This window comes from Flavobacterium undicola (genome assembly GCF_009909155.2).
Taxonomy (GTDB): domain Bacteria; phylum Bacteroidota; class Bacteroidia; order Flavobacteriales; family Flavobacteriaceae; genus Flavobacterium; species Flavobacterium undicola.
Genome location: NZ_JAAAPM020000002.1, coordinates 79,182 through 93,597 on the forward strand (window position 1 = coordinate 79,182; position 14,416 = coordinate 93,597).

Genomic DNA, 14,416 nt, shown 5'->3' on the forward strand with positions numbered 1-14,416 from the left:
GTTTTATTATTTTACATTCAAAATCATTCCAACTCCCAGTTGAGAGCCATTATAAAAGGGCGAAATGATTCCAATATTGTTTTTATTTTTCTTTTTTAATAAGGTATTGATGTAAGGAAATGTCCAATAGGCAATTTTGGTAGAAAGGATTCCTATACCAGCTCCCATGACCACATCAGTCAGCCAATGGCGATCGTTGTATATTCGGAAAGCTCCCGTTCCAGCAGCTACCAGATAGCCCGAAATTCCATACCAAATGGAAACATCTTTGTATTCCTGCCATAAAAATTCAGCTCCGGCAAATGCGGTTGCTGTATGACCGGAAGGAAAAGAGTTGTTTGAACTACCGTCAGGGCGTTCAACTTTGGTTATGGATTTTAAAGGCAAAACGGTTGCTGACATAATCAAATAAGATGTCGCCAATATAATGGAACGGTCTCTCAGGTTGTTTTTACCTTTTATTCCAATATTGTTAAGCGCATAAACAGCTACAGCTGGGGCGTATTGAGAAAAATCATCAATGGTTATCTTCTTATCGATATTTTCTTCAACCTCTTCTTTAATTTCAGAATTAATGGATTTCAGGGCATCACTTTTGATACCAATGATACCATAACCCATCAAACTCACCGGAAGGATTAATTGTTTGTAATTGAATTTTAGATTTTTATCTTTTACAAAAACAGTAGTGTCCTTTGGTGCTAATTCTTGTGCGCTCAGATTTAGCCCTACTGCAATAAGCAGTAAAGCAATATAAAAATTTGTCTTTTGCATAGTTATTTAATTCAAATAAGTAATAGATATAATCTTGAGAATTATATCAAAAAAAATACGAATTAAGAATTAAACTATCGGAGGTCGAAAAATAGAAAAATTAGGATTGTATAAATAAATCTGATTTTTGAATTCAATGGCTTCTATTTGGTAGGAAGCAACAAAAGGATTGTTGTTTTTGAATTCGAATACAGTTATTTTTTGAGCTAATTGTGTTACTTGATTTAGAGATACGAAGTCTACAGTCTGATGGGGTTTATCGTCATCTTCTTCACTTTCATGAGCTTCAAAAATTCCGTCTAAATTCATCAGATGTTCCCCTATAAAATCACAAAGATTTAAATCAGGATCTTCTGTTTCTTTGCAATGGCTATACATTTCAGGTAAATGTACCAGGGTCGAAAAATCCCCCATTGGTAAACAAATTATACCTAAAGTATAGTATGCGAATAAAAAGAAGTTAAAAAGATGTCTCAAAATTGTATGAAAATAGAACCCAAATATAACTTATTTATAGCGATTGACTGTTTATAAAAAGTTAATTGTCTAAAAAAACTTAAGCTGTTTTTTCCAACTCATAAAACATAGATGTTCGAATCTATTTCCACAATTTTGACTTCCCAACGATAGGAGGACTCGAGCCTTTACTTTGTGTTAGAGGCTGTTGTTTTGTCAATCGTTGTTATGTAAATTGAGTTTCATTACAACTAAATTTCTGTCTCCCATTGCAAGACGTTCAACTGCTGTCCATCCAAGCCGTTTGTAAAGTTGTTCTGCTGTGTCAGTAAACAAATGTAGTGTGTTAAGTTCCAAAGTTTTTGAATGGTCTTGAATGAATTTACAAATCAATGCTCCATAGCCTTTATTTCTTTGGTCGGGAATGGTGTAGACAAGTGCCAGCCAGTTTTTGTGAATTTTAAATTTTGGCTCTTTGTCAAGTAGTCCAACATGGTTGTAAACTCCGCCAGTCGAAACAGGAATATTGTCAAGTGTCATTAAAACCTGAAACTGAGATTTGTCAGCCGTTATCGTTTTGAGCCTTTGAATTGTTTTATCCGTTGGGATTTTCCACTCACTTAAATACCAATTGGCTATAAGTTGAAATGTCTCTTGGTCGTCGGGGTAAACAATGTGAAATTCTAATTTTGCCATTAAAAACTTAAATATTGTATTAAATCTGCATTTCTTGAAATAGGGATTTATTTTATTTTAACTTTTGGTATGTTTGTTTTAGTGATCGTTTCAATCATTTTGTTTTCATTATTCTTGACATAGTTCATAAACTTTGTCACATCTTCTTTAGTGGAAACATAATTTCTATACGAATAGGCATATAGAATAATCATGTTTTCATTTTCAATTTGCTGTTGTTGGTATCGATACACATTCCATTCAAGAATATTTCCTCCACTAATGGTAAACGAAATGATTTTGTCGTTTTGATTGGATACTTGTACTTGTTTGAAATTGACTATAGGATTGACTTTTTTTATGTTATCAAGCTCATTGATTTTCATTTGGCTCGCCTTTTCAGGATTCAAAGTGGTTTTAATAGCTTCTACGAGAATCATTTTTTCGTATTTCTCCAGTTTGTCTGATTTTCGTAAATATTCTTGTTTGAAATAAGTTGCGTTTGGATGCGAACTCCAGGCTAAATCATACTTTTCATTATTGAAACTCAATTCAGAGCCTGTTGATAGATAATCAATAATAGCATTCATTGTAAAGGACATCATTGTAAAGCAGCAAAATCCAATTATTAAAATTAAGTTCTTTTTCATGTTTTTTTTTATGTTTTAATGATTCGCGTTGCAAACGCTATGATTTAATTAGGTACTCGATGTAATCGAACAGCAGAGGACTTGCATTCAAGTTATTGAAGTATCTATCTACTTGACCAAATCGCTGTTATATGCCACTTTCTCTCCATCATCAATTTTGTATAATAGCACTCCGATTAAAGCACCACTTAAAAGTCCACCAATATGCGCTGCGTTGTCAATACCGCCTGTCAATCCCCATACTAGATTTATTGCCACATAAGTCCCAATCATTATCAAAATTCCTTTTTTACCGCCTTTAGGAAAAGCGTTTGTCAAAAGCAGTCCTAATATTGCCCCATATAGTCCGAAAATTGCTCCAGATGCTCCAACGCTAATTGTATTAGGATACCAATAAATACTAGCAAGGCTACCACAAAGTCCAGACAATAGGTATAAAATGAAATATTTTTTTCGTCCAAGTAATGGCTCAACAAAAATGGCTGCTATCACAAGACCAGAAATGTTCAAGACCAGATGCATAATACCACCGTGTAAAAATATACTAGTAAGTAATCGCCACCATTCACCATCTGTCGTTTCAAATCGTCTATTTGCACCCCATTGAAGTAATTCCTGTCCGTTTGGTGAAATGATATTAATACCCGAAAAAAGCATCAATAAAAAGACAATAATATTTAGGTCTAAAATTATTGAAGTTGCAAAATGATCGCCTTTTGGAATTAGATAATTAAGCATATTAATCAAATCGTCTTGCTTTGGTTTTTTACCAGCTAAAAATCTTTTTCTTTCTATTTCACTATATCCTGGCCAAATTAATGAGAATAGTAAAATACCAAGTCCAATACCAAATGAACCGAAAATCCAAGCAAACTTGTTTCCGTTTCTGTCTTCGTATTTTTCTTTGATAGGCTCTAAAACAATAAAATTATTGTCTGCTGTTTGTTTTGTTCTTGCTTCAATGGCTTTTAAATAATTTTGTCTGTCGTCCGATGTTGGTTTTCTCTCAAAGTGGTCTAAAGAATGAAATTCATACCGATTCATTTTTTCAATGCAATCATCATAAAAAGCTTGATACTTTTTTTCTTTTTCGTTACTATTAATTTTGTTACTAATTTGCTCTTTGAAATTTACCCCATACCAGTATTTAGGAATTTCATTAATCCTTTCGGATTTTTTAGCCAAAATTGGTGTAACAAAATAGATGTCGAAATTTAAGTGTTGATTGTATTTTCCACTTGTTCTAAAGTCAGTATAAGTTCCACCATAATAATTAGCCACAGAAAAGTTTGTCAACTTATAATAGCGTGATTTTTCTACTTTTTCAATATCACTAATTGTCGAAAGCTTTTGAAGTTTGCCTGTTGCTGTCGTTAAATAATTTTGAGAAACCAAAAGACAAGCAATAATTGTCCCAGCTGATAAAAACTGGTAGAAAAAGCGCCCATTGTCATTGTCCTTTTTGAATGTTAGTATTCTAAATCTTGGGCGTAACCAAATTAAAAGTGGTATCCAAGGTAAAGCCATCGGTAACCAGAAACACCAAACTTCTTCTTTAATATCTATAATGTCAAATTGAATAACAAAGAGCCAACGAAAAAGTAAAAGTCCAAGAATTGTTGATGTGGCAATTATGAAAAAAGTAGGAAGAATGTGTTTAAGTTTCGTGATGTATGTTTCCAATGTTATGTCGTTATTGTTGTTGGAGGACTTCTTTTTAAATTATTTATGTTTTAGTGATTCGCGTTGCAAACGCTACGATTGGTTTTCTCATTTAAGTAGGTACTCGATGCAATCGAGCACCAGAGGTGGGATACCCGCAATATTGTCATTCCGAAGATGAGGACACGAGCGATAGCGAACTGGCGAAGCAATCTTATCCAGTAACTCGGCAAAGTATATCTATTTGCTCATCTTTGTGGGAACGGATTACAAATCCGAGCTATCGGGATCAGTGGAGGTGATTACGAATATATCTACCGATACAAACCTTGCAAGCGGGCTAAAATGTATCCTAACCGCCTAAGGTTCTTATGTTTTATGAGCTGTTGGGTGCTGCTTATTTATTTAGTATATCATCGGAATGAGTCTTTTAGTTCGTTCTTGATAATCCAAATATTTTTGTCCCATTTGCTCAATAAGAAATATCTCCTCTACTCTAATCCGATTTAAATATCCAATTAAAACTGGAAGCATCATTAAAATCATTGAAATCCAGTTCGAAAAAGCAATTGAAATACCAAAGAAAATAATCAATTGTCCCAAATATCCGGGATGTCTAATGTTTTTATATAATCCTGTATCTATCAATTCATGATTATCAATTTTTGTCACCGTATAAGTGAAATGTTGCTTAAGTGTCAAAATTGAAATAATCCGGATCAATAATCCAATTATTGCTAAAATCGCCCCAATTGCAAAAAAAGAATCCCAATTGTAAATCCTACCAATTCTTGTAAATCCAATCATAAATGAAAGGAAATAACCAATCCCAATAAAAATGAAAAGAATCCATATACTTGATTTATCGCCTGATTTGACTATATCCTGTTTTCGCTTTAGTCTTTGTCTCACACTCATGAAAATCTCAAAGAATCCATATAAATATGAGAAATAAATAATCGTTTGAAGTTTTATATCCATGTCAAATCCGTTTCTTTAAGTTGCGCCCAACTAGTGTTATGTTAACCATATAATGATGCGATAAAAATACATATCAAATTGACTGCTTGAATATCTCAATGATAAATAAGGCTTAACTTGACACTAGTTTATGTATGACAAAATCATTCAAAGCCACCCATTTCCAGGTAGATATGTATAACAACTATCATATAATATTTTTTCAAATATATTAAAATATTCTTACAAATTACAAAATAGACCTTTTGTTTATTTGAAATTTTTCACACATATTTAATTAGGGGATTTGAGTCTTCGTTTGAGTTCTTCTGATATTTATCAAAAAATAGTACACCGCTGGAAAAATAGAGGTGATTGGCTAGTTTTAATTTACAAAAAATGTAAATTATTTACAATTATTGTAAATTTTAATGTATATTAGCGTATGCAAAAAATTACTCATTTAGAAACTTCTGCAAAAAAAGATATTGTAATAGAATTGGTTTCAGAGGAAGATTTTAAATCGATTACAAAAGCAAAATATTTTTTTGATTGGAAAAAAGAAAAGGAAAATTTAATTTATAAGTTAAGAATTGATGGTGCTGATGAGATTTTAGGGTTGATGGCAATTAAACATTTTGAACAAGAAGAAAGGTGTGAAATAAAACTGTTATCTGTGTCTAAAGAGAATAGGGGACAGAATAAAAAATATAAAGATATAGCAGAGAATTTAATTGCATTTGCTTGTCGGGAGGCTGTTAAAAATTATGCTGAAAATGCATGTGTTTCATTGTTTCCTAAGACAGAATTAAAGAGTCATTATATAGAGAAATATGGAATGCTAGATGCTGGAAAGCAAGTTTTTTTAGAAGGTATTTCGTTGTTTAGATTATTAAAAAAAAATGAATTATGAGAAGAGAAAAATTAAATGAGAAATATTCAAAAGAGGAGCAAGTTGATGCGTTTGTTTTTAGAACTAAACTTTCGGAAAAACAAATTCAAGAAGCTGATAATGAATTGTTTTTAGCACGTAAAAAAGCGAAAGAACAATTAAATGAGAATCAAATTTTATATGCTAAAGTTCAACAATTAAAATTTTTGATTGAAGATTATGCAAAATCAAATACTTATAATAAAGACTTTTCTTTTGCCTATTTTTTAAGAAAGTATATTAAACTTAATTATAAAATAAATAAGAATTTTGCAAAAGATATTGAGCTAGCTGAAACTGAACTAAGTTCAATTTTAAATAAAGGGCGTACTCCAAATAAAAAAACTATTGTGCGATTAGAGTTGCATTCAAATAATACCATATCTGCGGTAAGTTGGTATAAACTATTAGAAAAACAAAAAGAATATGAATTGCAAACCGATAAAGAGTCAAGACTAAAGGAAAGCAAACATGTGAAAAATTGTTTAGTATTTGACATTTAAAATGTCAATAGCAATGTCAAAAATCAATTTCAATTTTAGAAAAATAACTTTATTGAGAACTTTAGACTAGAAAAAAGCTACAAAAAAAACGGCTAAAGATCACTCCATAGCCGTTTGTATTATTTTGTTTTGAAAGTTTATCCTAAAAAGGCTTTCAATTCATCATAAGTTTTAATTTTAGTACTTACTTTTTCTTTGTTCAGTACACTTTCAATTTGAGTTGGAATAGGTAATGTTACTCCTAAAGCCGGTTCTACTACATCTAAAAACTTGATTGGATGAGCAGTTTCTAAGAAAACACCAATAGCGTTCGGGTAGTTTTGCAATTCTTTTTTCAAACCTAAATAACCTACGGCTCCGTGTGGCTCAGCAATGTAACCATCGGTATTGTATATGTTTTTTAGCGCTACTAGAGTTTCTTCGTCAGTATATGTATAAGAAGAAAAATCTTTTTTAAACTGCGCTAAATCGTTTCCATACATTTCCTGAATACGGATAAAGTTACTTGGATTTCCTACGTCCATTGCATTCGAAATCGTTGCAATAGATGGTTTTGGATCGTAAATTCCGTTTACTAAGAATCTTGGAACCGTATCATTTACATTGGTAGCAGCTACAAAATGTTCGATGTTTAATCCCATTTTCTTAGCGATAATACCCGCGCAAATATTTCCGAAATTCCCACTTGGGCAAGAAAATACTAAAGGTTTGTTTTGTGACTTCAATGCTTTGTAAGCAAAGAAGAAATAAAACATTTGTGGCAACCAACGAGCAATATTAATCGAGTTAGCCGAAGTTAGGTTTTTGTGTTTCAAGCTTTCGTCCAAAAAAGCTTTTTTAACCATGTCCTGGCAATCGTCAAAAACACCATCCACTTCAAGCGCTTTGATGTTTTGTCCCAACGTAGTTAATTGTCTTTCCTGAATGTCGCTTACTTTTCCGGAAGGATAAAGAATGATTACTTCAACTCCTTGAACCCCAAGAAAACCGCTGGCAACAGCACCTCCTGTATCTCCGGAAGTAGCCACTAAAACAGTATTGGTATTGTCTTTTTTGTCTTTGTTAAAATAACCCAGACAACGTGACATGAAACGCGCTCCAACGTCCTTAAACGCCATAGTAGGACCGTGGAATAATTCCAGAGAATAGATTCCGTTTTCTACAGGAACCACAGGAAAATCAAAGCATAAAGTCTCTGAAATGATTTGTTTTAGGGTTTCTGTTGGAATTTCGTCACCAACAAATTGCTGAATCGCTTCAAAAGCAATTTCCTCATGACTTAAGTTTTCAATATTGTCAAAAAAAGATTGAGGAAGGGCAGTGATGCTTTCCGGAAAATACAATCCTTTATCGGCTGCTAATCCTTGAATTACGGCTTCTTGAAAAGAAACTTTTGGTGCGTTATGGTTTAAACTGTAATATTTCATTTATGCTATACTTTAGAATCCCCACCCCAGCCCTCCCCAAAGGGGAGGGAGGTAGAACCGGGAATATTAATTTTAATAATTTTGCATCGTTAAGAAGCCCCTCCTTTGGAGGGGTGGGGAGGATTTTTAAATAACTCTCATTCCCGTATCATTCACTTTACACACATGAATTTCATAAGGTAAATTCATCGTATCGTAAACGGCACTCATGCCTTGGGCAATTTTATCTGCGGTTGCTTTTCCTCTGCTTAATGCAAAAATAGAAGGACCGGAACCTGAAATTCCTGAACCTAAAGCTCCATTTTCTAAAGCCGATTGTTTGATTAAATCAAAACCGGGAATCAATACGCTTCGCAACGGTTCTACTATTTCGTCATGCAACGAACGTCCGATTAAATCGTAGTCCTGAGTGTACAATCCAGCGATTAATCCACCTACATTTCCCCATTGCGTAATCGCGCTTTTTAGAGAAACTGTTTGTTTTAATACCGAACGTGCATCAGATGTTTTTAGTTCAATTTGTGGGTGAATTACGGTTGCAAACAATTCGTCAGGACTATCAATTTTGATGATATCCAAAGGATTTGAACTTCTAACCAACGTAAATCCACCTAAAAGGGCAGGGGCAACGTTGTCAGCATGTGCATTTCCGGAAGCTAATTTTTCGCCTTGCATTGCAAATTTCACTAACTCTTTTCTGGTAAATGGATTGCCTAATAATTCATTGGCAGCAAAAACTGCTCCCGCCGAACTGGCAGCCGAACTACCAATACCGCTTCCGGCTTTGATGTGTTTGTAAATTTCGATTTCGAAACCAAAATCGGCATCTACTTCTTCCAGCATGGCTAATAAAGCGACTCCCGCAACGTTTTTTTCGGTTTCCAATGGTAAATTAGCACCCTCAATTTTGGTGATGCGAATGCCTTTTTCAGCCGTTTTTCGAACAATCATTTCGTCTCCTACATTGTCTAAACACAATCCCAGAACGTCAAATCCACAGGAAAGGTTGGCAATAGTTGCAGGGCAAAATACTTTTACTTCATTCATTTTTTATGAGTTTCTGAGGGACTAAGTTTCTGAGATTCTAAGTTTAAAGACTTAGTACCTTAGTTGCTTAGCAACTTGTTTTTAAAAGCTTTTAAGTTCCTGAGTCGCTAAGATTTTATTCTTAGAGCCTTAGCAACTTAGTATCTTAGTGACTTATTCTAAACATTTCCAATTCTAATTACATCGGCAAAAATTCCCGAAGCCGTAACCGCTGCTCCGGCGCCAGCACCTTTTATCAATAAAGGTTGGTCTACATAACGGTCAGTGAAGAATAAAACAATATTGTCTTTTCCTTCTAAGTTGTAGAAAGGGTGGTCTTTTGGAATGAATTGCAAACCTACGCTCGCTTTTCCATTTTCAAATTGAGCCACAAATTTCAATCTACTGTCTTTTTGTATGGCTTCCGCCAAAATACCTTCGAAATGGCTGTTGTACGTAATTAACGATTTGAAAAACTCCTCGTTATTAGCTGTATCCATACATTCTTTTGGTAAGAAAGCCTGGTTTTCAATATCTTCAATTTCCATTTTGTAACCGCTTTCGCGAATTAGAATCAGGATTTTTCTGGCAACGTCAATTCCGCTTAAGTCAATTTTTGGATCAGGCTCAGTAAATCCTTGAACTCCTGCTTCTTTAACCACATCGTGGAATGAATTATTTTTGTCGAAATTGTTAAAGATAAAGTTCAAACTTCCTGATAAAACCGCCTGGATTTTATGCACTTTATCACCAGATGCGATTAGGTTTTTAACTGTGTCAATAATTGGTAATCCCGCACCAACATTGGTTTCAAACAAGAAAGGTGCGTTGTATTGTCTTGATAATTTTTTCAGGTTTTTGTAATTGTCATAAGCCGAAGCACAGGCAATTTTGTTACAAGTTACCACACCCACACTTTGTTTTAAGAAGTGTTCGTAAGTAGCAGCCACATCGGCATTAGCCGTGATATCTACAAAAATAGAGTTACGTAAGTTTAATGTTGTAACTTTTTCAATAAACAATTCTCTGTTAGCCGCTTCTCCGTTTTCAAGAGCCGCTTGCCAAGAGTCTAAATCGATTCCGTCTTCGTCAAAATACATTTTTCTTGAATTTGACAAAGCCGTAACGCGTACGTTTATTTTTAGATTTTCTTTTAGGAATTTCTTTTGTTGGTGGATTTGCTCAATGAATTTCTCACCTACATTTCCAACACCCATCACGAATAAATTCAGCTGTTTGGTGTTTTCCTCAAAGAAGTTTTCGTGCAAAGTATTCAAGGCTTTCTTAACGTCTCTTTCGTTAATTACTGCCGAGATATTTCTCTCTGAAGCACCTTGAGCAATCGCTCTGATGTTTACGTTATTTTTACCCAAAGTACTAAACATTCTTCCGCTTAGTCCCTGGTGGTTTTTCATGTTTTCGCCCACTAATGCAATGATGCATAAGTTTTTCTCCACAATGCATGGATCGATTTTGTTTTGAGCAATTTCGATTTCAAATGCTTTGTTGATAGCATTTTCGGCAACTTCGGCATCAGAATTCAAGATTCCAATACAAATTGAGTGCTCAGAAGAAGCCTGAGTGATGAAAATTACATTGATACTTTCATTCGACAACACTTCGAAAAGTCTTTTTGAAGAACCGGAAACTCCGATCATTCCAGGACCTTCCAGTGTAATCAAAGTAATGTTGTCAATATGACTAATTCCTCTTACCGGATTTCCATTCGAAGTAGAAACATCAGAAATGTAAGTTCCTTCAGCTTCCGGTTCGAAAGTGTTTTTGATATGAATTGGAATATTCTTTCTTAAAACCGGTTGAATTGTTGGTGGATATAAAACTTTGGCACCAAAATGTGACAACTCCATTGCTTCCTGATACGAGATAGTTGCAATAGGTTGGGCTTGTTTTACAATTTTAGGATTAGCAGTAAACATTCCGTTTACGTCAGTCCAAATTTCCAATTCGCTGGCGTTTAATGCTCCGGCAATAATAGCTGCAGTGTAATCTGATCCGCCGCGACCTAGAGTAGTATTGATTTCGTCTAAAGAAGAAGCTATAAAACCAGGCATAACCACTACCTGAGAGTCATTCGCACTAAAAAATGCAGTAGTCAGCAAGTTAGTTACTTCGAAGTTTACGGCAGCTTTTCCGTAATTGTTGTTGGTTTTAATCAACTCACGGCTGTCTTTGTAGCTGCTGTTTTTTAAATTTTGCTTTAAAGATTCGGCAATGATGTAAGATGAAAGTAATTCGCCAAAACTTAAAATAGTATCAGATGTTCTCGCAGATAATTCGCCAAGAAGGAAACAGCCATCTAAAATAGTTTCAAGATGATTGATGATTCTTTTAATGTGGCTTAATAAGCTGCTTTGTTCGCTTACAGGAATTAATTCTTTTAAAGCGTCTAAGTGTTTTTTCTCAATTTCGGCAACGATGTCTTTGTAACTTTCATCATTAGAAGCTGCTTTTGAAGCTGCTAATTGCAATAAATCGGTTACTTTGCTAAGGGCAGAAACAATAACAATTAGTTTGTCTTTTTTAGCTTTGTTGAGAACGATATCTAAAACTAGTTTTATATTTTTTGCATTGGCTACCGAAGTTCCGCCAAATTTTAATACTTTCATTTTGTTTGTTTTATTTTAAAAATGCAATACTTTATATACACCCAACACCTTTCTTCTAATAAAAAAAGTATGTATCAATCAGGATTATATGTAATGATGAATACCCCTAAGGGGTAGTAGTAGTTGTAACAGAAATTGAAACCCAAATTTGAGTTTTTATCGAAGAGTGATATGTAGTTCTGCTGTTTGTCATAATAGTTCCCAAAAATACAGTTTTTTATAAAAAGCAAAAACCTTTATTGGGTTTTTGTGAATAATTTTAAAAAAAGAGCAAATATATGTTTTTACAGTCTTTAATTATAGCTATTCGGCTTTAAATTTTCTGAAATAGCCTGTTTTTTGTGAAAATAATTGATGTAGAATGTGTTTTAGAACTTTGGATTTAATTGCTTGAAGTTTGAAAAGAAGTCCATGGCTTGGTTTGATGCTGTTAAGTTAAGCTGTTAATGAAATTCTTAAAAACGGTTCTCGATACAAATTTTCAGAAAAAGCTGTTCGCATTATCATTTAAAATTGTATCGAGAAGCTTTTTTGAAAAAAAAGTTATTGATATTACTTAATCAAAATCGGTAGATTCGAACTGACGAGACAATAAAGTTTCACGATTTAGGAGTATTAATTTTTAAAATAACTTTAACATGAAATAAAAAAAAGTATTTTTGCTATCTAAAAAATAAAGTAAAAAATGTCAATAAACAGTATTTTCCAATTTTTAGTACCAAAGGATAAAAAATTCTTTCCACTTTTTGAAGAAGCTTCTAGTAATTTGATTGAGTTGGCTTCTAATTTACACGAAGCTGTAAACCTACCTTTGAAAGAGAGAGAAGTTCTTTTTCATAAAATTGATGAATTAGAGCAAAGGGGAGAAGACATTACACGTCAGACGAACTTAGAATTGAGTAGAAACTTTATTACTCCGTTTGATAGAGAAGACATCCACTCTTTGGTTACTTCTATTGATAATGTTGCCGATCGTTTGCACGGTGCTTCAAGTATTATGCGTTTGTACCAGGTGGATAAGATTACTAAATCAATTCGAAAATTGACAGAAATTAATCTTGAAGCTTGTCAAAATATCGATGTTGCGGTAAAAGAATTGAGAGATTTTAAAAATGCACATAAAATTAAAGCGGCTTGTGCTAAAATTTCTAAGTTAGAAAACAAATCTGATAATGTTTATAACAAAGCGGTTTTTGAAATTTTCGAAAACGAAACAGACGCTAAGAACATCATTAAATACAAAGAAGTATTATCTATTCTGGAATCGGCTACAGACAAATGTAAGAGTGTAGCGAGCGTTTTAGAATCTATTTCGGTTAAACATTCTTAATTTAATTTATTTTTTGAAGTAATTAACGTATGACTTTACTTATCACAATTATAGTTTTAGCACTTATTTTTGATTACATAAATGGTTTTCATGATGCTGCTAATGCTATTGCAACAGTAGTTGCTACAAAAGTATTGACTCCTTTTCAGGCAGTTGTTTGGGCTGCTTTTTTTAATTTTTTAGCCTATTGGGTTTTTGGTTTTGGAGTAGCTGATACAGTAGCAAAAACAGCTCACACCATGGAGATTAATCTGGTTGTGATTCTGGCTGGTGTTATTGCTGCCATTTGTTGGAATTTATTGACCTGGTGGTTAGGAATTCCTTCGAGTTCTTCCCATACTTTAATTGGAGGTTTTGCAGGAGCAGCAGTTGCTCATGCTATAGCAGTACATGGTTTTTCAGCTTATATAGGCGAAGATGGCGCTACACATTACTGGTACGAAATTGTAAGTTGGTACAAGGCAGGAAAAGACGGTGGGATGCCTTCAGGGGTTATTATCATTATTGCTTTTATTGTTTTGGCACCTTTGTTAGGAGTGTTTGCTTCTTATTTAATATCGATTTGGTTGTTAAATGCTTCACGCAAAGTTATTGGTCCTAAAATATTTACAGTAGCTTTAATGATTGCAACTATTTGGTTTGTTAGTGCTCAGATGGTTTCATTTGATGCTATTGAAAAACCTCGTTTTGAATCTCATTTTTGGAGTGTAATTTTTGATTCACACAACATTAAATGGTTTTTAGTTGCCTTTATTATATTGACCGTTAGTTTGTTTTGTTTGATATTCAGTAGTTTGAATCTTCATCAGGCTGAGGGGGCATTAAAGAAAATGCAATTGTTATCATCTGCGGCTTTTAGTTTAGGACACGGTGGAAATGATTCACAAAAGGTTATGGGTATTATTGCTGCGGCTGTAGCAGTATATATCAATACAAATCCGGGTGTTCACATGGATTCTTGGTTAGATGTTGTTTTGCCTAATGAGGATTTAGGGGTAAAAGGAGTAATGCCAGGATGGATTCCGCTTGCTTGTTATACTGCTATTGCAGCGGGTACTTTAAGTGGTGGTTGGAAAATTGTAAAAACAATGGGGTCTAAAATTACCAAAGTAACTTCTTTTGAAGGAGTTGCAGCTGAAACAGCTGGGGCTTTGACCTTGTATTTTACGGAACATTTAAAAATTCCAGTATCTACAACTCATACAATTACCGGTTCTATTATTGGAGTTGGATTAACAAAAAGAGTTTCTGCAGTACGATGGGGAGTGACGGTTAGTTTGATTTGGGCTTGGGTTTTAACCATACCAATTTCGGCACTTTTAGCAGCCATTTGTTACTATGCATTAAGTCTTTTCTTGTAAAAATATTTTATAAAACACAAAAGCCATCCGACGC

13 protein-coding genes are annotated in these 14,416 nt (G+C 33.8%); 4 read left to right on the forward strand and 9 right to left on the reverse strand.

What is annotated here, in order from left to right:
- Positions 1-6: 6 nt before the first annotated feature.
- The 6 genes from GTZ96_RS01655 to GTZ96_RS01680 all read right to left on the reverse strand — a co-directional run bounded on the left by GTZ96_RS01655 (position 7) and on the right by GTZ96_RS01680 (position 5,198).
- On the reverse strand, positions 7-774 hold the full coding sequence (locus tag GTZ96_RS01655; RefSeq protein WP_161640851.1) for a phosphatase PAP2 family protein: 768 nt from the start codon (positions 772-774) through the stop codon (positions 7-9).
- A gap of 69 nt (positions 775-843) precedes the next feature.
- Positions 844-1,188: a hypothetical protein gene (locus GTZ96_RS01660; protein WP_161640852.1), complete on the reverse strand. Its 345-nt coding sequence runs from the start codon at positions 1,186-1,188 to the stop codon at positions 844-846.
- 258 nt (positions 1,189-1,446) lie between these two features.
- Positions 1,447-1,926: a GNAT family N-acetyltransferase gene (locus tag GTZ96_RS01665; RefSeq protein ID WP_161640853.1), complete on the reverse strand. Its 480-nt coding sequence runs from the start codon at positions 1,924-1,926 to the stop codon at positions 1,447-1,449.
- Positions 1,927-1,973: 47 nt separating this feature from the next.
- A complete protein-coding gene (locus GTZ96_RS01670) occupies positions 1,974-2,555 on the reverse strand; it encodes a hypothetical protein (protein WP_161640854.1) in 582 nt (193 codons plus the stop codon).
- A gap of 108 nt (positions 2,556-2,663) precedes the next feature.
- The gene (locus tag GTZ96_RS01675) at positions 2,664-4,238 is read right to left on the reverse strand and encodes a rhomboid family intramembrane serine protease (RefSeq protein ID WP_161640855.1); all 1,575 of its coding nucleotides are present in this window, start codon (positions 4,236-4,238) and stop codon (positions 2,664-2,666) included.
- A gap of 384 nt (positions 4,239-4,622) precedes the next feature.
- Positions 4,623-5,198 (reverse strand): methyltransferase family protein, encoded by a 576-nt coding sequence (locus GTZ96_RS01680; RefSeq protein ID WP_161640856.1) that lies wholly within the window; start codon positions 5,196-5,198, stop codon positions 4,623-4,625.
- Positions 5,199-5,622: 424 nt separating this feature from the next.
- Here GTZ96_RS01680 and GTZ96_RS01685 point away from each other — a divergent pair, with 424 nt between their 5' ends.
- Together GTZ96_RS01685 and GTZ96_RS01690 are read left to right on the forward strand one after the other, a co-directional pair.
- Positions 5,623-6,090, forward strand: a complete 468-nt coding sequence (locus tag GTZ96_RS01685) for an N-acetyltransferase (RefSeq protein WP_161640857.1) — start codon at positions 5,623-5,625, stop codon at positions 6,088-6,090.
- Positions 6,087-6,611: a hypothetical protein gene (locus GTZ96_RS01690; RefSeq protein WP_161640858.1), complete on the forward strand. Its 525-nt coding sequence runs from the start codon at positions 6,087-6,089 to the stop codon at positions 6,609-6,611. Before GTZ96_RS01685 ends, GTZ96_RS01690 begins: the two co-directional genes overlap by 4 nt.
- A 137-nt stretch (positions 6,612-6,748) precedes the next feature.
- On the opposite strand, the gene thrC is transcribed toward GTZ96_RS01690, so the two are convergent.
- The 3 genes from thrC to thrA all read right to left on the reverse strand — a co-directional run bounded on the left by thrC (position 6,749) and on the right by thrA (position 11,691).
- The gene (gene thrC, locus GTZ96_RS01695) at positions 6,749-8,038 is read right to left on the reverse strand and encodes a threonine synthase (RefSeq protein ID WP_161640859.1); all 1,290 of its coding nucleotides are present in this window, start codon (positions 8,036-8,038) and stop codon (positions 6,749-6,751) included.
- Between the two features lie 126 nt (positions 8,039-8,164).
- The gene (locus GTZ96_RS01700; RefSeq protein ID WP_161640860.1) at positions 8,165-9,085 is read right to left on the reverse strand and encodes a homoserine kinase; all 921 of its coding nucleotides are present in this window, start codon (positions 9,083-9,085) and stop codon (positions 8,165-8,167) included.
- A gap of 158 nt (positions 9,086-9,243) precedes the next feature.
- Positions 9,244-11,691: a bifunctional aspartate kinase/homoserine dehydrogenase I gene (thrA, locus tag GTZ96_RS01705; protein WP_161640861.1), complete on the reverse strand. Its 2,448-nt coding sequence runs from the start codon at positions 11,689-11,691 to the stop codon at positions 9,244-9,246.
- A gap of 685 nt (positions 11,692-12,376) precedes the next feature.
- Here thrA and GTZ96_RS01710 point away from each other — a divergent pair.
- A complete protein-coding gene (locus GTZ96_RS01710) occupies positions 12,377-13,021 on the forward strand; it encodes a DUF47 domain-containing protein (protein ID WP_161640862.1) in 645 nt (214 codons plus the stop codon).
- A 29-nt stretch (positions 13,022-13,050) separates the two neighbouring features.
- Complete coding sequence (locus GTZ96_RS01715) at positions 13,051-14,382, forward strand: inorganic phosphate transporter (protein WP_161640863.1); 1,332 nt, start codon at positions 13,051-13,053, stop codon at positions 14,380-14,382.
- The last annotated feature ends 34 nt before the right edge of the window (positions 14,383-14,416 follow it).

Bases quoted from the DNA above. Each gene is read 5' to 3' on its own strand.
- GTZ96_RS01690 (WP_161640858.1), top strand. From the start codon at position 6,087: ATGAGAAGAGAAAAATTAAATGAGAAATATTCAAAAGAGGAGCAAGTT.
- thrA (WP_161640861.1), bottom strand. From the start codon at position 11,691: ATGAAAGTATTAAAATTTGGCGGAACTTCGGTAGCCAATGCAAAAAAT.
- GTZ96_RS01660 (WP_161640852.1), bottom strand. From the start codon at position 1,188: ATGGGGGATTTTTCGACCCTGGTACATTTACCTGAAATGTATAGCCAT.
- thrC (WP_161640859.1), bottom strand. From the start codon at position 8,038: ATGAAATATTACAGTTTAAACCATAACGCACCAAAAGTTTCTTTTCAA.
- GTZ96_RS01685 (WP_161640857.1), top strand. From the start codon at position 5,623: ATGCAAAAAATTACTCATTTAGAAACTTCTGCAAAAAAAGATATTGTA.
- GTZ96_RS01665 (WP_161640853.1), bottom strand. From the start codon at position 1,926: ATGGCAAAATTAGAATTTCACATTGTTTACCCCGACGACCAAGAGACA.
- GTZ96_RS01715 (WP_161640863.1), top strand. From the start codon at position 13,051: ATGACTTTACTTATCACAATTATAGTTTTAGCACTTATTTTTGATTAC.
- GTZ96_RS01655 (WP_161640851.1), bottom strand. From the start codon at position 774: ATGCAAAAGACAAATTTTTATATTGCTTTACTGCTTATTGCAGTAGGG.
- GTZ96_RS01670 (WP_161640854.1), bottom strand. From the start codon at position 2,555: ATGAAAAAGAACTTAATTTTAATAATTGGATTTTGCTGCTTTACAATG.
- GTZ96_RS01700 (WP_161640860.1), bottom strand. From the start codon at position 9,085: ATGAATGAAGTAAAAGTATTTTGCCCTGCAACTATTGCCAACCTTTCC.
- GTZ96_RS01710 (WP_161640862.1), top strand. From the start codon at position 12,377: ATGTCAATAAACAGTATTTTCCAATTTTTAGTACCAAAGGATAAAAAA.
- GTZ96_RS01680 (WP_161640856.1), bottom strand. From the start codon at position 5,198: ATGGATATAAAACTTCAAACGATTATTTATTTCTCATATTTATATGGA.